Origin of the sequence: Phytohabitans rumicis (assembly GCF_011764445.1) — a bacterium.
In the GTDB taxonomy this organism is placed as follows: Bacteria; Actinomycetota; Actinomycetes; order Mycobacteriales; family Micromonosporaceae; genus Phytohabitans; species Phytohabitans rumicis.
On the sequence record NZ_BLPG01000001.1, the window covers coordinates 8,559,400 to 8,578,113 of the forward strand.

Below are 18,714 nucleotides of genomic sequence, written 5' to 3' on the forward strand. Positions count from 1 at the left end.
CGTAGCCTCGCGACTCCCGCTCATCCCTTGAGCTGCTCCCACCAGGAGCGGTTGTCCCGGTACCACTGCACCGTCCGGGCCAGTCCGGTCTCCAGGTCGACGCTCGGGACGTACCCGAGCTCCTGGCTGATCTTGGTGATGTCGAGGCTGTAGCGGCGGTCGTGGCCCTTGCGGTCGGTGACCGGGGTGACCCGGTCCCAGTCGGCGCCGCAGGCTTCCAGCAGCAGCCCGGTGAGCTCCTTGTTGGTGAGCTCGGTGCCGCCGCCGATGTTGTAGACCTCGCCCGGCCGGCCCTTGTCCTGGACCAGCGCGATGCCGCGGCAGTGGTCGCGCACGTGCAGCCAGTCCCGGATGTTGCCGCCGTCGCCGTAGAGCGGCACGGTGCCGCCGTCGAGCAGGTTGGTCACGAAGAGCGGGATGACCTTTTCCGGGTACTGGTAGTGGCCGTAGTTGTTGGAGCACCGGGTCACCACGACGTCCATCCCGTGGGTGCGGTGGTAGGCCAGCGCGAGCAGGTCGGAGCCGGCCTTGGACGCCGAGTACGGGGAGTTGGGGGCCAGCGGCCACTCCTCGGTCCAGGAGCCGTCCTCGATCGACCCGTACACCTCGTCGGTGGACACGTGCACGAACCGCCCGGTGCCGTGCCGCAGCGCGGCGTCGAGCAGCGTCTGCGTACCCAGGACGTTGGTCGTGACGAACGGCGCGGCACCGGCGATCGAGCGATCGACGTGCGATTCGGCCGCGAAGTGGACGATCACGTCGTGGTCGGGCACGACCTCGTCCACGGCGGCGGCGTCGCAGATGTCGGCCTGCACGAACCGCAGCCGCGGGTCGTCCTTGACGGGGGCCAGATTGGCCAGATTGCCGGAATAGGTGAGCTTGTCGAGCACGGTCACCGCCGCGGGCGCGCCCACCGGCAGGCTGCCGTGGAGCAGCTCACGTACGTACTCCGACCCGATGAACCCGGCTCCGCCGGTGACGAGGACTCTCACAGGGTCCGGAGTCTACGCGAGGGATTGTGGGGTGCCGGTAGGGTACCGGCGTGCGCGGAATCCTTCTCGCTGGCGGCACGGGGTCGCGGCTGTGGCCGATCACCCGGGCAGTGTCGAAACAGCTGATGCCGGTGTTCGACAAGCCGATGATCTACTACCCGCTCTCGACGCTGGTGATGGCCGGGGTCCGGGAGATCCTCATCATCACGACCCCGAGGACCAGGCGCAGTTCCAGCGCCTGCTCGGCGACGGGTCGCAGTGGGGCCTGGACCTGCGGTACGAGGCGCAGCCGCGGCCGGAGGGCATCGCGCAGGCGTTCCTGATCGGCGCGGACTTCATCGGCGACGAGCCGGTCGCGCTCATCCTGGGCGACAACATCTTCCACGGCGCCGGCCTGGGCTCGCAGCTCGCCGGCAACGCGGGGCTGGCCGGCGGGCGGGTGTTCGCGTACCCGGTGGCCAACCCCGAGGCGTACGGCGTGGTGGAGTTCGACGGCACCGGCAAGGTGCTGTCGATCGAGGAGAAGCCGGACCGGCCCAAGTCCCGCTACGTGGTGCCCGGCCTGTACTTCTACGACAACCAGGTGGTCGAGATCTCCCGGCAGCTCAAGCCCAGCGACCGGGGCGAGCTGGAGATCACCGCGGTCAACGAGGCGTACCGGGAGCGGGGTGAGCTGTCGGTGACCGTGCTCGACCGGGGTACGGCCTGGCTGGACACCGGAACGTTCACCTCGCTGATGCAGGCCGCCGAGTTCGTCCGGGTCATCGAGGAGCGCCAGGGCCTGAAGATCGGCTGCGTGGAGGAGGTCGCGTGGCGGGCCGGGTTCCTGGACGCCGAGCGCCTGCGCGAGCTGGCCGTGCCGCTGACCAAGAGCGGATACGGTGACTATCTGCTGGCTCTGCTGGAGGGATAGGGTTGCCACCTGTGCGGGGGACCGAGGGTCAGGACTACACCGAGCGCCTGCAACGGGTGACCGGCGCGCGCTGGAAGCAGGTCCTGGACGTGCAGCGGCCGTACCGGTGGAACATCCGCCGGCTCAAGCTCGGCCACACGCTCGACGTCGGCTGCGGGCTGGGGCGCAACCTGGCCCACCTCGGCGTCGGCAACGGGGTCGGCGTCGACCACAACCCGACGTCCGTCGAGGTGGCCCGCGCGCAGGGCTTCGAGGCGTACACGATCGAGGAGTTCTTCGCGACGGACCGCACCGCGACCTTCGACTCGATGCTGGCCGCGCACCTGCTGGAGCACATGCCCGAGGAGCAGGCGCGGGAGGTCGTCGAGTCGTACCTGCCGAGCGTCAAGCCGGGCGGGACCGCGGTCTTCATCACCCCGCAGGAGCGCGGGTACGCCAGCGACGCGACGCACGTGCGGTTCGTGGGCTTCACGGAGGCGGCCGCGATGTGCCGCGACCTCGGGATGACGGTCATCCGACAGTACTCGTTCCCGTTTCCGCGGTTCATGGGGAAGCTTTTCACGTACAACGAGTTTGTGACGGTGGCCCGGGTATGAAGATTCGTTCGCTGAGCATCGACGGTGCCTGGGAGATCACCCCGCAGCCGCACGGCGACCCGCGCGGGCTCTTCCTGGAGTGGTACCGCTTCGACAAGCTCGCCGAGGTGGTCGGCCACCCGCTGGAGCTGGCCCAGGCCAACATGTCGGTGTCCGCCCGCGGTGTGGTGCGCGGCGTCCACTTCGCCGACGTGCCGCCCGGCCAGGCCAAGTACGTCACCTGCCCGCGCGGCGCCGTCCTCGACGTGATCGTGGACATCCGGGTCGGCTCGCCCACGTTCGGCCGCTGGGACGCCGTACGGCTGGACGACGTCGACCGGCGCGCGGTCTACATCGGCGAAGGGCTGGGCCACGGGTTCTGCGCGCTGACCGACGACGCGACGCTGACGTACCTGTGCTCCACGACGTACAACCCGGGCGCCGAGCACACCGTGCACCCGCTCGATCCCGACCTCGCGATCGAGTGGCCGGCCGACGCGCCGCAGCTGTCCGCGCGCGACGACGCCGCCCCGAGCCTCGCCGAGGCGATGGCGTCCGGGCTGTTGCCGGTGTACGACACGTGCCGCGCGTACACCGAAACCTTGCGCCAGGAGTGACGGCCAGGGCCTTCAGACGGCTAGTGTCTGTTCATGGAACGGCGAATCTTCGGCCTTGAGACCGAGTACGGCGTCACCTGCACGTATCGGGGGCAGCGGCGGTTGTCCCCGGATGAGGTGGCCCGCTACCTGTTCCGCCGGGTGGTGTCGTGGGGGCGTTCCAGCAACGTCTTCCTGCGCAACGGCGCCCGGCTCTACCTCGACGTCGGCTCCCACCCCGAATACGCCACCCCCGAGTGCGACTCCGTCGCCGACCTCGTCGCCCACGACCGGGCCGGCGAGCGGATCCTGGAGGGCCTGCTCGTCGACGCCGAAAAGCGCCTGCACGACGAGGGCATCGCCGGCGAGATCTACCTGTTCAAAAACAACACCGACTCGGCCGGCAACTCGTACGGCTGCCACGAGAACTACCTGGTGTCCCGGCACGGGGAGTTCGGCCGGCTGGCGGACGTGCTGATCCCGTTCCTGGTCACCCGGCAGCTGATCTGCGGCGCCGGCAAGGTGCTCCAGACCCCGCGCGGCGCTGTCTACTGCCTGTCCCAGCGGGCCGAGCACATCTGGGAGGGCGTCTCCTCCGCCACCACCCGCAGCCGGCCCATCATCAACACCCGCGACGAGCCGCACGCGGACGCCGAGCGCTACCGCCGGCTGCACGTGATCGTCGGCGACTCCAACATGAACGAGGTCACCACCCTGCTCAAGGTGGGCAGCGCCGACATCGTGCTCCGCATGATCGAGGCCGGCGTGGTGATGCGCGACCTGTCGCTGGAAAACCCGATCCGCGCCATCCGCGAGGTCTCGCACGACGTCACCGGCCGGCGCAAGGTGCGGCTCGCCTCCAACAAGGAGGTCAGCGCCCTGGAGATCCAGCAGGAGTACCTGGCCAAGGCCACCGAGTTCGTCGAGCGGCGGGGCGGCGACCAGACCGCCAAGCGGGTCGTCGAGCTGTGGGGGCGGGTGCTGCGCGCCGTCGAGCTCGGCGACCTGGAGCCGGTCTCCCGCGAGATCGACTGGGTGAGCAAGCTGCGGCTGATCGAGCGCTACCAGGAAAAGCACGACCTGCCGCTGTCCCACCCGCGGGTCGCCCAGATGGACCTGGCGTACCACGACCTGCGCCGCGGCCGCGGCCTGTACGGGCTGCTGGAACGCCGTGGCCAGGTCGACCGGGTGGCCACCGACCTGGAGATCTTCGAGGCCAAGGAGACGCCGCCGCAGACGACCCGGGCGCGGCTGCGCGGCGAGTTCATCCGGCACGCCCAGGAGAAGCGGCGCGACTTCACCGTCGACTGGGTCCACCTGAAGCTCAACGACCAGGCCCAACGCACCGTCCTCTGCAAGGACCCCTTCCGCGCCTACGACGAGCGCGTAGAACGCCTAATCGCCAGCATGTAAGCCGCCCTCTCTCCTCGCGGCCGTCCCTCCTCACGCCCCGTTCTTCCCGTCGATCAAGGGCATATGGTCGTGGTTGGATCTCTTTTCCACGACCGTTTGCCCTTGATCGGCGGAGAAGTCCTTGATCGACGCGGCTGGGAGTGCGGTGTGTGCGGCGGCCCGGCGGGGCGGGGTGCGCGGCCGAGCCGGGCGGGGCGGGGTTACGCCCCAGTAGGGGACCCCTGTTGGAAGTTGTGCGTGAGAAGGGCTCCCCTGTGCCCTTCTCAGGGCCGGGCGGCCCAGCAGGGAGGCCCCTGTTCACGGCCGCACGCCCCAAGAGGGCTGCCCTCTTGGGAAGGGGGCGGGGGAGTAGGCTCGTCGGCACCATGGCACAGCCCGAACCCTCCGACGACCAGGCGCGGCGGCCGGGGTTGATCCAGCGGCGCCGGCAGAAGATCGCCGCCGAGATCGCCCGCAATCGCCGCGGCGAGCACACCGTGCCAACCTGGGTGCTCGCCCTCATTCTCGTGGTCATCCTGGGCGCCTGGATCACGCTCATCGTCGCCAGCTAACCCCGTCGATCTTGAACTTTTCAGGTTCCATTTCGGGCATCTGGACCTGACAACTTCAAGATCGACGAGAGGGGGGCGGGAGGAGGGCGGCGGCGTGGCGGCCGGCGGCGGCCGAAGCTAGGAAGTACCAGGGGTCTTCGTCTAAGCCGCGGGCCATTGTGGACAAGGGGACTGGGGACGCCTTGAGGGCCCGCTCCAGGCCGTCGATCGGGACGTGGATCACGCGGTGGCGGGCCAGTGGGGTCTCGTCGACGTCGAAGGGCAGGCCCTGCGGGATGACCAGGTCGGCGGGGGCCAGGGCCACCTTGCCGTACGCGGTGAGGCTGTGGTGGGAGATGCCGCGGTGGCGGGGGCGCGGGTCGGCGTCGGAGATCCGCAGCGCGCCCACCGGCCGGCCGCCGAGCGCCGCTACCGCGTTGACCGCCTCGCCGGCCGCCACGCCGGAGAAGCCCCACGTGGTGCCCGTACCCAGGTTGCCGGGGCCCTGGGTGACCACCGTCACGTCCGCGCCGAGCACGTGCCGGGCCGCGAGCAGTCCACTGTGTACGGTCGACGCTTCCAGGTCGCCGCCGAACGCCTGGCCCACCGTCACCGTGCCGGCGAGGTGGCCGCGGAGCCCGTCGAGCGTGCGGGAGAACCAGGCCGGCAGCGCGCCCCCGTCGGTCATCACGTACGCCACCCGGGCGGCGGGGGCGTCGGCGCGTACGCCGGCGAGGATCGCGGGCAGCGCGGAGTGCAGGTCGGCCACCACCACCGGCATGCCGCCGATGTCGGAGGCGTCGGCCAGCACGGCGTGGTGCGGCGACGCCTCCTCGTCCACGCCCAGCACGATGGCCTGCAGCGGGGTGTAGCGCGCCTTCACGAGGTGGCCGAGGTCGCGCGAGGACGGGCCGGGGTCCGGGGGCAGCCGGTCGGGGAGCGCGACGACCAGGGCGTACCCGCCGGTGCCGAGGCCCATCTCCAGCGCGCCGACGTTGAGCAGCACCCGGTCGCCCACCTCGGGCTCGCCGACCAGCGCGGGGTAGGCGAGCGCCCGGACCGTCCCGGAGGCGACATCCACCGAGAGCGTGACCGCGCCGTGCCACCGCCGGCCGATCGCCGTGACCGTCCCGGAACGCCAACGCACCACCATGACCGAAACCTAACCACGGCGCCGGGTCGGGTCGAGGAAGACGTACCGGATGCCCGGGAAGTGGGCGGCGAGCCGGCGTTCGGCCTCGTCTGCGGCGGCCTCGATGTCGGCGCCGGTGGCGTCGTCGGCGAAGTCCACCTTGGCGGCCACGAGCATGTCCTCGGGGCCGAGGCGCATGGTGAGCAGCGTGTCGACCCGGTCGACGGTGGGCACCGCGGCGAGCTCCGCCTCGATCGCGTCCCGGATCTTGCCGGGCACCGCCTGGCCGACCAGCAGCGACACGTTGCTGCGGGCCAGGATCGCGGCCACCACGAGCAGCAGCAGGCCGATCGCGATGGAGGCCAGGCCGTCCCACATCTCGTCGCCGGTGAGCTGGGACAGCCCGATCCCGGCGCCGGCCAGCAGGAGGCCGATGAGCGCCGCGCTGTCCTCCAGGAAGACCGCCTTGCCCGCGGTGTCGGCGGTCAGCCGCAGGAACCGGGCCGGCGTGGTGCGCCAGCGGGCCGCCTCGCCGCGCACCCGGCGTCGGACGGCGCGGGTCAGCGACACCGATTCGATCGCGAACGACACGGCCAGCACCACGTACGACACGAGGTAGTCGCCCGAGTGCTCACCGGAGCGGATGGTGTGCACACCGTGCGTGATGGAGAAGCCAGCGCCCGCCACGAACGTGAACAGCGCCGCAGCGCGGTGAACAGCAGCGCCTCGGTGGCGGTGTCGGCCAGGGAGTGGGCCGCCTCGGACAGCATCGCCGCCGAGCCGGAGATGAGGCCGGCCACCAGCTTGGCGGCGGCGATGGCCAGGTTTGCGGCGCCCGCCACGATGACGGTGCCGACACTCTCGCGGGAAACATCCGACACGAGCGGATTGTGCCTCAAGAGAGGGAAACCCGACGCGCGACGCGGCCTGCCGGAGGCCGTACGGGCGTGCGAATGGGGTTAGAGTCGGGGGCGTGTCGCGGACTCGCACGGAACGCCTGGTCAACCTGGTGATCTGCCTGCTTTCCACGCGGCGGTTCCTGACCGCGGCGCAGATCGCCGCGACCGTCCCGGGCTACGAGCACGACCCGGACGACCCGCGCGACCACGAGGCGTTCCAACGTAAGTTCGAGCGCGACAAGGCCGAGCTGCGCGAGCTGGGCGTCCCGCTGGAGACCGGCACGGCGAGCGTCTTCGACGCCGAGCCCGGCTACCGGATCGCCGCGCGGGAGTACGCGTTGCCGGACATCGCGCTGGAGCCCGACGAGGCGGCCGCGGTGGGCATCGCCGCCCGGCTGTGGCAGCACACCGGGCTGGCCGCCGCCGCGTCGTCCGGCCTGGCCAAGCTGCGCGCCGCCGGCATCGACGTCGACCCGCACGCCACGCTCGGGGTGGAGCCGGTGGTGACGGTCGATCCGACGTTCGCGCCGCTGACGGCCGCGGCCCGCGACCGGCGCACGGTGACGTTCGACTACCGGGTACCGGAGGGCGACGCGCCGACCACCCGCCGGCTCCAGCCGTGGGGCGTGGTCTGCTGGCGCGGCCGGTGGTACGTGGTGGGTCACGACCTGGACCGCGACGCCACCCGCTGCTTCCGGCTGTCCCGCGTCGTCGGCGCGGTCAAGGCCACCGGCAAGCCGGGGGCGTACGAGCCACCGGCCGGCGTCGACCTGATCAGCCACGTGGCGCGCTGGTCCGGGCCGGTCGAGCGCACCGGGCGGGCCACCGTGGTGGTGCGGCCGGGACGGGCGGCGGGGCTGCGCCGCTGGGCGCACGAGATCGAGCCGGGGCCGGCCGGCGACCGCATGGTGATGCACTTCGCCGACGCCGAGGGGTTCGCCGCCTCGCTGGTGGGCTACGGCGCGGACGTGCGGGTGCTCGAGCCGCCGGAGGTGCGCGAGGCGGTCATCCAGCGGCTCAAGGAGATCGCCACCCGGCACGAGGCGGCCTCCGCCGGTATGCGATGAACGCCGCAGCGGCCGACCGGCTCGGCCGGCTCCTCAACCTGGTGCCCTACCTGCTGGCCCGCCCCGGCATCGAGATCACCGAGGCGGCCGCCGACCTCGACGTCAGCGAAAAGCAGCTGCGCGAGGACCTGGAACTGCTGTGGGTGTGCGGGCTGCCCGGCTACGGGCCGGGCGACCTGATCGACATGGCGTTCGACGGGGTGCACGTCACGATCACGTACGACGCCGGCATCGACCGCCCGCTGCGGCTGACGCCCGACGAGGCGCTCGCCCTGGTGGTGGCGCTGCGGATGCTGGCGGAGACGCCCGGGATGGCCAACCGGGACGCGATCGAGCGCGCCCTCGCCAAGATCGAGAGCGCGGCGGGCGATCTGGCCGGCGCGCCGGTGGCCGTGCGCCTGCCGGGCAACGCCGACCGGCTCGACACCATCCGCGGCGCGGTCGAGCGGCAGCGGGCGCTGCGGATCACGTACTACACGGCGACCCGCGACGAGACCACCGAGCGGGTGGTCGACCCGATCCGGGTGCTGATGGTCGCCGGCCGCGGCTACCTGGAGGCGTGGTGCCGCCGCGCCGAGGCGGTGCGGCTGTTCCGCGCCGACCGGATCGACGCGCTCACCGAGCTGGACGAGCCGGCCCGCCCGCCGCGCCAGGTGCAGCTGCACGACGTGAGCGAGGGCATCTTCCAGCCCGGCCCGGAGCTGCCGATCGTCACGCTGCGGGTGAGCCGCGGCGGCCGCTGGATCACCGAGTACTACCCCTGCGAGAACGTGCGCCCCGACGGTGAGGAGTGGCTCGTGTCACTGCGGGTCACCGACCTGGCCTGGGCCCGCCGGTTCGTGCTCGGCCTCGGGCCGGAAGCCACCGTGGTCGCGCCGCCCGACCTGATCGAAGGGGTCCGCGCGCAGGCCGCGGCGGCCCTGGACCAGTACGACAAAGAGGGCGAGTACGAGAAGGAAGGCCAGTACAGTTGAGCGCCGTGGTGAAGTGGGTCGTGTTGGCCGCGGTGCTGTTGGGGCTGGTGATACTGGTGCTGGCGGTGCGTCCGGTGGTGGGGCGCCTGGGTCGCCTGCGCCGGGCGGCACTGACGTTGCAGCGCCGGCAGGCCGAGGCGGAGCGGCTGCAGACCACCGCGTTGGCCCTCCAGCGGGAGGTCGAGACGCTGCGGCTGAAGACCGAGATCACCCAGGAGCGCCTGGCCGATATCAAGGTCAAACGCGGCGCGCACAGCCGTTGACGGCTGTCCGCCAGACGCACGTACGATAGGGCTCGTCAGTCCTCACGACCGATCAGCAACAGGAGCTTCCCATGGGCGCCCTCAAGCCGTGGCACATCGCTGTACTCGTCGTTGTGCTGGTCCTGCTCTTCGGCGCGAAGCGGTTGCCCGACGCGGCTCGCTCGCTCGGCCGTTCGCTGCGGATCATCAAGGCGGAGACCAAGCACCTGACCGACGACGACGAGCGCGACCTGGCGGAAAAGGCGGACGCGCAGCACCAGCGCCAGCCGTTGCCGCCGACCACCGCGCAGCAGCAGCCGGTCGTCGACCCGGTGCAGCGCACCCGCGACAACATCTGATCCCCGGCTCCCCCCGTGGCGTTCTCTCTCCGGCGGCGCGGTCCGAGCAACTTTGAGCGGGCCGCCGACGGCTCGATGACCCTCATCGAGCACATCCGCGAGCTCCGCACGCGGTTGTTCCGCGCGTCCCTGGGCATCCTGATCGGGTTCATCATCGGCTTCCTGCTCTCGGAGCGGGTGATGGACATCATGGACAACCCGTACTGCGCGCTGCCCCAGTCCAAAAACGCCGAGGGCCAGTGCATGCTGCTGCAGCTCGGACCCGCCGACGTCCTGCTGCTCCAGTTGCGGCTCTCGCTCTGGTTGGGCCTGATCATCGCCGGGCCGATCTGGCTGTTCCAGCTCTGGGCCTTCATCGCGCCGGGCCTGCACCGGCACGAGCGGCGCTACGCGTACGCGTTCGCCGCGATCGCCGCCCCGCTCTTCGCGGCCGGCGGGTTCCTGGCGTTCTTCGTGGTGCACACCGGCCTGGAGTTCCTGCTGCAGATCGGGCCGGACAACATCCAGACCACCCTCGAGGTCGGCCGGTACTTCTCGTTCGTCACCAACCTGATCCTGATTTTCGGGGTGGCGTTCGAGTTCCCGTTGATCATCCTCATGCTCAACTTCGTCGGCCTGGCCAGCGCTAAACGGCTGCTCAGTTGGTGGCGGGTGGCCATCTTCGCGTTCTTCGCGTTCTCCGCGATCGCCACCCCGACGCCGGACCCGTTCGGCATGACCGCGCTCGCGCTGTGCCTGTGCGTGCTCTACTTCGCGGCGGTCGGTGTGGCGTTCATCAACGACCGCCGCAAGCGGCGGGCGCAGGAGAGCTTCGACAGCCTCGACGATGACGAGGCGTCCCCGCTGGAGTACGACACGGAGCCGATCGAGGCCGGCGAGCAGTTCGAAGTGGTCACCCCGGTGGCGGCGCCGCTGCCCATCGAGCGCCGCTACGACGAGACCACCTGATGACCGGCGACCTGGTCGTGCTCGCCAACCCGGAGGCCGGGCGCGGGCGGCACAAGGATCTCTTCCCGGCCCTGTTGGACCGGCTCGCCGAGGCGGAGCGTCCCGTCCGGCTGCTCGACGCCCGTACCCGGGAAGAAGCCCAGGCGGCGTGCCACGCGGCCGTCGCCGGCGGCGCCGGGGCCCTGGTGGCCGTGGGCGGCGACGGCACCGTGCACCTGGCGTTGCAGGCGGTGGCCGGCACGGACGTGCCGTTCGGCGCGGTGCCCGCCGGCACCGGCAACGACTTCGCGGTCGAGACCGGCGTGCCGTCCGAGCCGCTCGCGGCGGCGGCGGCCATCGCCGACGCGGTGAAGGCCGGCCGCACGCGGCCGGTCGACCTCGCGCGCCTCACCGGCGCCGACGGCGGCCAGATGTGGTACGGCGCGGTGCTCGCCGCCGGGTTCGACGCCGTCGTCAACGAGCGCGCCAACCGGATGCGCTGGCCGCGCGGGCCTCGCCGGTACGACCTGGCCATCCTCATCGAGGTGGTCCGGCTCAAGCCCCGGCGGTACGTGCTGCGCCTGGACGGCGAGGAGCAGCGCATCGACGCGGTGCTGCTCGCGGTCGGCAACTGCGCCAGCTACGGCGGCGGCATCCGGATCGTCCCGTCCGCCGACCCGACCGACGGCGTGCTCGACGTGGTGCTCGGCAACGTCAACCGCACCACCTTGATCAAGCTGAAGGGCAAGACGTACGAGGGCACGCACGTCGACCACCCGCAGGTGCACACCTACCGGGCGCGCACCGTGGAGATCGAGGGCGAGGGCATCACCACGTACGTCGACGGCGAGCGGGCGTACCCGCTGCCGGTGACGATCACGGCGGTCCCCGGGCCGTCCGGCTACTCACCTAGCTTGGCGCCGGCCAGGTCGAGTACGGCGGCGAGTCCGTTGGCCAGGCCCGGTTCGGCGGCGGGCAGCACCAGGGCGGCGCAGCCGGCGCGTACCGCACCGGCGTCGGCGGGGGTGTCGCCCACCATCAGGGTCTTCTCCGGTTCCACGCCGAGGGCCCCGCAGGCGCGCAGGAAGATGGCCGGGTCGGGCTTGGTGCGCCCCACCTCGTACGACAGCACCCACGCGTCGACGAACTCGGCGAGCCCCCACGCGGCGAAGAGCGGCCGGATGTCGAAGCCGATGTTGCTGACCACCGCGATCGGCACGCCGGCCTCGCGCAGCGCCGCGAGCGTGCCGGCGGTGTCGGTGTACGGGACCCAGCCGTCCGGGTGCAGCAGGCGCTCGTACAGGGCGTCCTCGATGCCGTCCACGCCCACGCCGACGGTCGCGGCGAGCCCGACGTACGCGGCCCGGTGCGAGTCCTCGTACAGGTCCCGGTCGGCGAACACCTCGGCCAGGTGCGGCGGCACCCGGACCGGCACCGGCCCGCCGGCCCGCCCCACGGTGACCAGCCGGTCGGCCAGCACCGTGGCCCGCGCCCGCTCCAGCGTCGCGCCGCAGGTCAGGGCGGCCGCGATGACCCACTCGACCGCGTCCTCCACTTGCGCCAGTGTGCCGTGGAAGTCGAAGAGCACCGCCTCCACCGGGCGCCGCACGGGTCGGTTAGCGGATGGTTCGGTCTGGTCCGGCACGTCGTGACCCTATCGAGTCGCCGGCCGACTCCCGCCGGCCGACCCGCGGGTTACGCTCACTGTCCGGTATGGGAGGGACCACATAGGGGGAGGGCCGTTGCGCGGCTGGTGGAGACTGACCCGCGCCCGGTTGCGCCGCCGGGCTCGCCGCATCGTGGGGTGCTGGCCCTGCTCACGGTCGCCGCCGTGCTGCTGGTGTGGGCCCGGTTGACCCGCGGTTTCAACAGCGACCTGCTGCTCAACATCGGTGCCGCGGTGGTCATGGTGGCGCTGTCGTACGCGGTCTTCGACCCCATCTTCGAGGAGCTGCGCCGCTCCCGGGTGGAGGAGCACCCGTCGTTCGACCACGACGAGTTCAGCGACCACGTGGCCGGCGCGGTCGACCTGGTGGCCGTGATGGACACCGGCAACCACATGCTGGAGGGCACCAGCCGCGGCCGCTTCCTCACCGCCGTGCGCACCGCCCTGGGCAACGGCGCGACGGTACGGGTGCTGCTGCTCGACCCGGACTCGGCGGCGGCCGACCAGCGCGCCGAGGAGATCCGGCCGGTCGACGTGCGCCGGGTGATCCAGGACAACCTGCGCCACCTCAACGACTTCGCCGGCGCCCTGGACGCCGGCACGCTGACCCGCTTCCAGGTGCGCATCTACGACGCGTCCCCGTCGATCCAGATGTTTCGCTGGGACGACAAGGCGCTGATCTCGTTCTTCCCGATCGGCATCCGGGCGTCGGCCGCGCCGCACCTGGAGGTCTACCTGTCCAGCCCGCTGGGCGACTTCGTGCAGGGCCGCTTCGACGACCTGTGGCGGCACCCCAGCACCCGGCCGCTGAGCGACTACATCACCGTGCCGATCACGGTGTTTCACGAGGACACGCCGCTGCGCAACTGCGGCGTGCACTTCGTCATCGTGGACGGCGACTGCTTCATCGACGGCGCGCCCATGGTCGACCAGCTCACCGACCACGGCACGGGTAGCCTGGAGATCGTCAGCGGGAACCCGCTGACCATCGACGGGCGGCTCGGGCAGACGTTCCGGCTGGCCCGCGTGGACGGCGATTCGGTGCCGGACCGCACCGCCGTGCTGGGCATGTTCGACGCCAAATACGGCCCGCGCCAGGTCGACGGCCCCGGCCGCGCCCGGCTCGCCATGCGCCTCGTCCCGCGCCGCGATGAGTACGGGCTGACCTGACACGATAGATTTGGCCTATGAGCAGCCCCGCCGAGCGGTTCGTCGCGGCGCGCCGCCGGGCCGAGCAGTCCTTTCCGGCGCTCGAAGACTTCGCCCTCGATCTCGGGTTCGATCTCGACGACTTCCAGCGCGAGGCGTGCGAGGCCCTGGAACGGGGCAGCGGAGTCCTCGTCTGCGCGCCCACCGGAGCGGGCAAGACCGTGGTGGGCGAGTTCGCCGTCCACCTGACGTTGCGCGCGGAGGGCGTCAAGCGAAAGGTCTTCTACACCACGCCGATCAAGGCGCTGTCCAACCAGAAGTACCACGACCTGGTGCAGCGCTACGGCCCCGACGCGGTCGGGCTGCTCACCGGCGACAACGCCATCAACGGCGACGCGCCCGTGGTGGTGATGACCACCGAGGTGCTGCGCAACATGCTGTACGCCGGCTCGTCCACCCTGGACGGTCTGGCGTACGTGGTGATGGACGAGGTGCACTACCTGGCCGACCGGTTCCGCGGCGCGGTCTGGGAAGAGGTCATCATCCACCTGCCGGCGTCGGTGACGCTGGTCTCCCTGTCGGCCACCGTGTCCAACGCGGAGGAGTTCGCGGACTGGCTGGTAACCGTGCGCGGCGAGACCGCCGTGGTGGTCAGCGAGCACCGTCCGGTGCCGCTGTGGCAGCACATGCTGGTCGGGCGCCGGATGTTCGACCTGTTCCACGACGCCGACGCAGCCCGCAAGCACGACGTACACCCGGAGCTGCTGCGCTACAGCCGGGAGACGCTGCGCCGGCTGGAGCTGACCGACGGTTACCCGCCGCGCGGGCGCGGCGGCCGGCGGTGGCGGCCGCCGCTGCGCGCCGACATCGTCGAGCGCCTGGACCGTGAGGGGCTGCTGCCGGCGATCCTGTTCATCTTCAGCCGGGCCGGCTGCGACGCGGCGGTGCAGCAGTGCCTGCACGCCGGGCTGCGGCTGACCACGCCGGAGGAGCGCGCCGAGATCCGCCGGGTGGTGGAGACCCGGATGATGGCCATCCCCGGTGAAGACCTGTCCGTGCTGGGCTACTGGGAGTGGCTCGACGGGCTGGAGCGCGGGCTGGCCGCCCACCACGCGGGCCTGCTGCCGGCGTTCAAGGAGGTCGTGGAGGAGCTGTTCGTCCGGGGGCTGGTCAAGGCCGTGTTCGCCACCGAGACGCTGGCCCTCGGCATCAACATGCCGGCCCGGTGCGTGGTGCTCGAACGGCTCGTCAAGTTCAACGGCGAGGCGCACGTGGACCTGACGCCGGGGAGTACACCCAGCTCACCGGGCGGGCCGGGCGGCGCGGCATCGACGTGGAGGGGCACGCCGTCGTGGTGTGGGCGCCCGAGGTCGACCCGCGGCACGTGGCCGGGCTCGCCTCGACCCGCACGTACCCGCTGCGGTCCAGCTTCCGGCCGTCGTACAACATGGCCGCCAACCTGGTCGGCACCGTCGGCACCGACCGCGCCCGGGAGTTGCTGGAGTCCTCGTTCGCGCAGTTCCAGGCGGACCGGTCGGTGGTCGGCCTGGCCCGGCAGGTGCAGCGCAACGTCGAGACCGTCGAGGCGTACGGCAACGAGGTGCGCTGCCACCACGGCGACTTCGACGAGTACTTCGCGCTGCGGGTGGCCATCGCCGACCGTGAGCGCGCGCTGGCCCGGCAGGGCAGCAGCCAGCGCCGCGCCGAGGCGGTCCGGGCCCTGGAACGGCTGCGGGTCGGCGACGTGATCCGGGTGCCGTCCGGCCGCCGGGCGGGGCTCGCGGTGGTGCTCGATCCGGGCAACGCCGGGTTCGGCGAGCCGAAGCCGCTGGTGCTGACCCAGGACCGCTGGGCCGGGCGGGTCACGTCGGCCGACTTCAGCGGGCCGGCCGAGGTGCTGGCCCGCGTCCGCGTACCCAAGAATTTCAATCCGCGCTCGCCCGCGGCGCGCCGCGACCTGGCCGCGGAGGTGACCGCCACCGGGTTGGACCGGCACGCCGGCCGGCGCAACCGTTCGCGAGGCAACGGCGAGGACCACGAGCTGGCCCTGCTGCGCATCCAGCTGCGGCAGCACCCGTGCCACGCCTGCGAGGAACGGGAGGAGCACGCCCGCTGGGCGGAGCGCCGGCACCGGCTGCAGCGCGACACCGAGCAGCTGCGGGAGAAGGTGGCCGGGCGGACCGGGTCGCTGGCCCGCACGTTCGACAACGTGTGTGACCTGCTCGCCAGCCGCGGCTACCTGACGGCCGCGGGCGAGGTGACCGACGCCGGCCGGATGCTGGCCCGGATCTGGACCGAGGCGGACCTGCTGGTGGCCGAGTGCCTGCGCCGCGGCGTCTGGGACGGCCTGGCCCCGGCGGAGCTGGCCGCGGCCGTGTCCGTGGTGCTGTACGAGGCGCGCCGGGACGGCGACGAGCGGGCCTCGGTGCCGCGCGGGGCGCTCTCCGACGCGGTCGACGCCACCCAGAAGCTGTGGGCCGAGCTGGAGGTCGACGAGGCGGCCCGCGGGCTCGACCTGACCCGCGAGCCCGACCTGGGGTTCGTGTGGCCGATCCTGCGGTGGGCCCGTGGCGAGGACCTGGCGAAGGTGCTGGCCAGCGGGCACAACCTGGAGGGCGAGATGCCGGCCGGCGACTTCGTGCGCTGGGCGCGGCAGGTCGTCGACCTGCTCGGGCAGGTGGCGGAGGCGGCCTCGGCGACGCCCCGGCTGCGGGAGGCCGCCCGGGCGGCGATGGGGGCCGTCAATCGCGGAGTGCTCGCATACAACGCCGTAGGGTGATCTTCGGATTACGGTCTGACGTTTGACCGAAGGTCCAATTGCGGAACGCCGGGCGTCCCTAAATGATCGCAAACGCGAATCGCTTCCGTGTTGCGGTGCGTTGCGGGTCTTGGGGACCACTGTGGAGATTCATCACTTTGTATACGGTCCGATCACACCGATCTTGAGCTACGCGCTCTCGGTGCTCGGGTCGCTGCTCGGGCTGACCTGCGCCGTACGGGCGCGGGAGGCGCTCAACTCGGCGCAGCGCGCCTGGTGGCTCATGCTGGCGGCGTGGGCCATCGGTGGCACGGCCATCTGGAGCATGCACTTCATGGCCATGCTCGGCTTCTCCGTGCAGGGCCGCCAGATCCGGTACGACGTGGCGCTGACCGCGGCCAGCGCGCTGCTCGCGGTCGTCGTGGTCGGCGTCGGACTGTTCATCGCGGCGCTGGGCCGGCCGTCGTTCGTGAAGATCCTCCTGGGTGGACTCTTCGCCGGGCTGGGCGTGGGTGCGATGCACTACACCGGCATGGCGGCCATGCGGGTGGACGCGCAGATCGACTACGACCCGACCCGGGTGGGGCTGTCGCTGGCGATCGCCGTCGTGGCGGCGACCGTGGCGCTGTGGCTGGTGGTCAACGTCAAGGGCGCGGTCGCGATCGTCGCCTCGGCGCTGGTCATGGGCGTGGCCGTCAACGGCATGCACTTCACCGGCATGTCCTCGATGTCGGCGCACGAGCACGTGACCCCGGGTGATCCGGACCCGTCCGGCGCGACGGCGTCCAACCTGCTGGTGCCGATCATCCTCGCGGTGATCCTGGTGGCGATCGCGCTGATCTACGCCGTGCTGGCCGCCCCGAACGACGACGACCGCGCCGGCGCCGCCTACATCGACGCGCGGATGGCCCATCGCGAGAACGCCCCGCCGCCCCCGCCCGAGCCGTCCCCGCACGGTCTGGCGGCCCGCCGCACCAACTTCCCCTCCTCGACCCGCCGCCGTTGACGCGCTGAACCTCGCTCCGCTGATCCTCTTTGGGGCCCGGCCGGGGCCGGGGTCAGCCGCGCGATGCCAAGGCGTCGACCAAGCGGCGAGCGGGGCCCGCGAGGGCCCACTTCTCGGCCAGCGCCAACAACCGGTCGGGGTCCTGCGGGGAGCGGGGGAGCGCCGGCTCCAGCGGCGGGAGGTCGATGTCGCGGGCGACCTCCACGACCTTGGGGGCCACCGCGAGGTAGTCGCGGGCGGCGTCCAGCTTGGCGCGCAGCCCCGCGGCGAAGCCGGCCTTCGGGTCGTCCAGGGCGGCCAGGATGCCGGCTAGGTCGCCGTACCGGGTGACCAGCCGGGCCGCGGTCTTCTCGCCGACGCCGGGCACGCCGGGCAGCCCGTCGCTCGGGTCGCCGCGCAGGGCCGCGAAGTCCGCGTACGCCGCGGCGGGTACGCCGTACTTGGCGCGCACGGCGGCGTCGTCGCAGTCCTCCAGCTTGGCCACGCCGCGTCCACAGTAGAGCAGCCGGACCGGCTTGGCGTCGTCGACGAGTTGGAAGAGGTCGCGGTCGCCGGAGGCCACCTCGACCGGGCCGGGCTGGGTGGTGGCCAGCGTGCCGAGCACGTCGTCGGCCTCGTACCCGGGGGCGTCGACGGCCGGGATGCCGATCGCGGCCAGCACGTCGAGGATCAGCGGGATCTGCGGCACCAGCGTGTCCGGCACGATCTCCGCCCCGGGCGGCCCGCCGTCGGCCAGCCGGTGCGCCTTGTACGACGGCAGCAGCGCCACCCGCCACGCCGGCCGCCAGTCCGCGTCGAGCGCGCACACCATGCGGTCCGGATCGCGCATCTTGATCAGCGTGCTCAGGAAGTCCAGGAACCCGCGTACGGCGTTGACCGGGGTGCCGTCGGGCGCCCGCGCCGCCGACTCCGGGATGCCGAAGTACGCCCGGAAGTAGAGGCTCGGCGCGTCCACCAGGAGCAGGGTCATGCCGGACAGCCTGTCACAGATCCCTCAGCTGGTCGGGATCTCCTCCTCGCTCGGGGCACCCGCTGTCGTCATCCGCAGCAGCCAGCGGCGTACGACGTCCCGCTCGGCGGCGGTGAAGCCGGCCTCCAACTCGCCCTCGACGGCCTGGACGTCGGGGATGGCCTCGCGCAGCCGGGCCCGCCCCGCCTCGGTCAGGAAAACCTGCTGGGCGCGCCGGTCCCGGGGGTGCGCCCGGCGTTCGAGGAGCCCGGCGCGCTCCAGCCCGGCGAGCATCTCGTTGGCGGACTGCCGGGTGCTGGACACCTTCCGGCCGACATCCGCGACCGTCATGCCCGGCTCCTGCTGGAGCAGCAGCAGCGAGCCGTACTGCGCCGCGGAGAGCCCGTGGCCGGCGAGGGCCTCGGCGACCACGCCGCGCATGCTCAGCCACGCGTGGCGGACCAGGAAGCTCAGGCACTCCTCGGTACGGGGCTCAGCGGTCACGGCGTCCATTCTGCATGCGAAAGACTATTGACAGGTTCCTGACGATCTAGCAGGCTCGGGGCC

General features: G+C 72.0%; 17 protein-coding genes and 4 pseudogenes. 14 read left to right on the forward strand and 7 right to left on the reverse strand.

The window, feature by feature from the left end; translation table 11 throughout:
* Window positions 1–20 precede the first annotated feature (20 nt).
* Window positions 21–992, reverse strand: coding sequence for a dTDP-glucose 4,6-dehydratase (gene rfbB / locus Prum_RS38790; protein WP_173081779.1), 972 nt, complete (start codon window positions 990–992; stop codon window positions 21–23).
* A 50-nt stretch (window positions 993–1,042) separates the two neighbouring features.
* Here rfbB and rfbA point away from each other — a divergent pair.
* The 5 genes and pseudogenes from rfbA (at window position 1,043) to Prum_RS38815 (ending at window position 5,040) form a co-directional block, all read left to right on the forward strand.
* Window positions 1,043–1,905: pseudogene (gene rfbA / locus Prum_RS38795) on the forward strand (glucose-1-phosphate thymidylyltransferase RfbA).
* Between the two features lie 11 nt (window positions 1,906–1,916).
* On the forward strand, window positions 1,917–2,501 hold the full coding sequence (locus tag Prum_RS38800; RefSeq protein ID WP_246278384.1) for a class I SAM-dependent methyltransferase: 585 nt from the start codon (window positions 1,917–1,919) through the stop codon (window positions 2,499–2,501).
* Window positions 2,498–3,097 (forward strand): dTDP-4-dehydrorhamnose 3,5-epimerase family protein, encoded by a 600-nt coding sequence (locus Prum_RS38805; protein WP_173081781.1) that lies wholly within the window; start codon window positions 2,498–2,500, stop codon window positions 3,095–3,097. The genes Prum_RS38800 and Prum_RS38805 overlap by 4 nt, the downstream gene beginning before the upstream one ends.
* A gap of 33 nt (window positions 3,098–3,130) precedes the next feature.
* Window positions 3,131–4,489, forward strand: a complete 1,359-nt coding sequence (gene pafA / locus Prum_RS38810; RefSeq protein ID WP_173081783.1) for a Pup--protein ligase — start codon at window positions 3,131–3,133, stop codon at window positions 4,487–4,489.
* Between the two features lie 365 nt (window positions 4,490–4,854).
* The gene (locus tag Prum_RS38815) at window positions 4,855–5,040 is read left to right on the forward strand and encodes a hypothetical protein (protein ID WP_173081785.1); all 186 of its coding nucleotides are present in this window, start codon (window positions 4,855–4,857) and stop codon (window positions 5,038–5,040) included.
* Between the two features lie 55 nt (window positions 5,041–5,095).
* Here the strand turns inward: Prum_RS38815 and Prum_RS38820 are convergent, their stop codons facing one another.
* The 3 genes and pseudogenes from Prum_RS38820 to Prum_RS55940 form a co-directional block, all read right to left on the reverse strand.
* Window positions 5,096–6,169, reverse strand: a complete 1,074-nt coding sequence (locus tag Prum_RS38820) for a DUF3866 family protein (RefSeq protein ID WP_173084659.1) — start codon at window positions 6,167–6,169, stop codon at window positions 5,096–5,098.
* A 12-nt stretch (window positions 6,170–6,181) separates the two neighbouring features.
* On the reverse strand, window positions 6,182–6,484 hold the full coding sequence (locus Prum_RS55935) for a cation transporter dimerization domain-containing protein (protein ID WP_503826947.1): 303 nt from the start codon (window positions 6,482–6,484) through the stop codon (window positions 6,182–6,184).
* A gap of 15 nt (window positions 6,485–6,499) precedes the next feature.
* A pseudogene (locus Prum_RS55940) lies at window positions 6,500–7,032 on the reverse strand (cation diffusion facilitator family transporter); the annotation flags it as partial.
* Window positions 7,033–7,124: 92 nt separating this feature from the next.
* Here Prum_RS55940 and Prum_RS38830 point away from each other — a divergent pair.
* The 6 genes and pseudogenes from Prum_RS38830 (at window position 7,125) to Prum_RS38855 (ending at window position 11,532) form a co-directional block, all read left to right on the forward strand.
* Window positions 7,125–8,117, forward strand: a complete 993-nt coding sequence (locus tag Prum_RS38830; protein WP_173081787.1) for a helix-turn-helix transcriptional regulator — start codon at window positions 7,125–7,127, stop codon at window positions 8,115–8,117.
* Window positions 8,114–9,091 carry a helix-turn-helix transcriptional regulator gene (locus Prum_RS38835; protein ID WP_173081789.1) on the forward strand — a complete coding sequence of 326 codons (978 nt, stop codon included), beginning with the start codon at window positions 8,114–8,116 and terminating at the stop codon, window positions 9,089–9,091. The genes Prum_RS38830 and Prum_RS38835 overlap by 4 nt, the downstream gene beginning before the upstream one ends.
* A gap of 5 nt (window positions 9,092–9,096) precedes the next feature.
* Entirely contained in the window at window positions 9,097–9,354 is a 258-nt protein-coding gene (locus Prum_RS38840; protein WP_173081791.1) for a hypothetical protein, read from the forward strand.
* 71 nt (window positions 9,355–9,425) lie between these two features.
* A complete protein-coding gene (gene tatA, locus Prum_RS38845) occupies window positions 9,426–9,692 on the forward strand; it encodes a Sec-independent protein translocase subunit TatA (RefSeq protein WP_173081793.1) in 267 nt (88 codons plus the stop codon).
* 15 nt (window positions 9,693–9,707) lie between these two features.
* Window positions 9,708–10,640 carry a twin-arginine translocase subunit TatC gene (gene tatC / locus Prum_RS38850; RefSeq protein ID WP_173081795.1) on the forward strand — a complete coding sequence of 311 codons (933 nt, stop codon included), beginning with the start codon at window positions 9,708–9,710 and terminating at the stop codon, window positions 10,638–10,640.
* A pseudogene (locus tag Prum_RS38855) lies at window positions 10,640–11,532 on the forward strand (diacylglycerol kinase family protein). Before tatC ends, Prum_RS38855 begins: the two are co-directional and overlap by 1 nt.
* On the opposite strand, the gene Prum_RS38860 reads toward Prum_RS38855, so the two are convergent.
* Window positions 11,521–12,264: an HAD family hydrolase gene (locus Prum_RS38860; protein ID WP_246278692.1), complete on the reverse strand. Its 744-nt coding sequence runs from the start codon at window positions 12,262–12,264 to the stop codon at window positions 11,521–11,523. The pseudogene Prum_RS38855 and the gene Prum_RS38860 overlap by 12 nt on opposite strands.
* 159 nt (window positions 12,265–12,423) lie before the next feature.
* On the opposite strand from Prum_RS38860, the gene Prum_RS38865 reads away from it, so the two are divergent.
* The 3 genes and pseudogenes from Prum_RS38865 to Prum_RS38875 all read left to right on the forward strand — a co-directional run bounded on the left by Prum_RS38865 (window position 12,424) and on the right by Prum_RS38875 (window position 17,198).
* Window positions 12,424–13,455 carry a hypothetical protein gene (locus Prum_RS38865; protein WP_173081797.1) on the forward strand — a complete coding sequence of 344 codons (1,032 nt, stop codon included), beginning with the start codon at window positions 12,424–12,426 and terminating at the stop codon, window positions 13,453–13,455.
* 17 nt (window positions 13,456–13,472) lie between these two features.
* Window positions 13,473–16,213, forward strand: a pseudogene (locus tag Prum_RS38870) (DEAD/DEAH box helicase).
* Window positions 16,214–16,376: 163 nt separating this feature from the next.
* Window positions 16,377–17,198 (forward strand): MHYT domain-containing protein, encoded by an 822-nt coding sequence (locus tag Prum_RS38875; RefSeq protein WP_246278385.1) that lies wholly within the window; start codon window positions 16,377–16,379, stop codon window positions 17,196–17,198.
* 52 nt (window positions 17,199–17,250) lie between these two features.
* Here the strand turns inward: Prum_RS38875 and Prum_RS38880 are convergent, their stop codons facing one another.
* Window positions 17,251–18,168: a 5'-3' exonuclease gene (locus Prum_RS38880; protein WP_173081801.1), complete on the reverse strand. Its 918-nt coding sequence runs from the start codon at window positions 18,166–18,168 to the stop codon at window positions 17,251–17,253.
* A gap of 24 nt (window positions 18,169–18,192) precedes the next feature.
* Window positions 18,193–18,651, reverse strand: a complete 459-nt coding sequence (locus Prum_RS38885) for a MarR family winged helix-turn-helix transcriptional regulator (protein ID WP_246278386.1) — start codon at window positions 18,649–18,651, stop codon at window positions 18,193–18,195.
* Window positions 18,652–18,714 lie beyond the last annotated feature (63 nt).

Excerpts from the sequence above, each read along its gene's own strand:
- Prum_RS38805 (WP_173081781.1), top strand. The coding sequence starts at position 2,498 with ATGAAGATTCGTTCGCTGAGCATCGACGGTGCCTGGGAGATCACCCCG.
- pafA (WP_173081783.1), top strand. The coding sequence starts at position 3,131 with ATGGAACGGCGAATCTTCGGCCTTGAGACCGAGTACGGCGTCACCTGC.
- Prum_RS38815 (WP_173081785.1), top strand. The coding sequence starts at position 4,855 with ATGGCACAGCCCGAACCCTCCGACGACCAGGCGCGGCGGCCGGGGTTG.
- Prum_RS38835 (WP_173081789.1), top strand. The coding sequence starts at position 8,114 with ATGAACGCCGCAGCGGCCGACCGGCTCGGCCGGCTCCTCAACCTGGTG.
- tatA (WP_173081793.1), top strand. The coding sequence starts at position 9,426 with ATGGGCGCCCTCAAGCCGTGGCACATCGCTGTACTCGTCGTTGTGCTG.
- Prum_RS38880 (WP_173081801.1), bottom strand. The coding sequence starts at position 18,168 with ATGACCCTGCTCCTGGTGGACGCGCCGAGCCTCTACTTCCGGGCGTAC.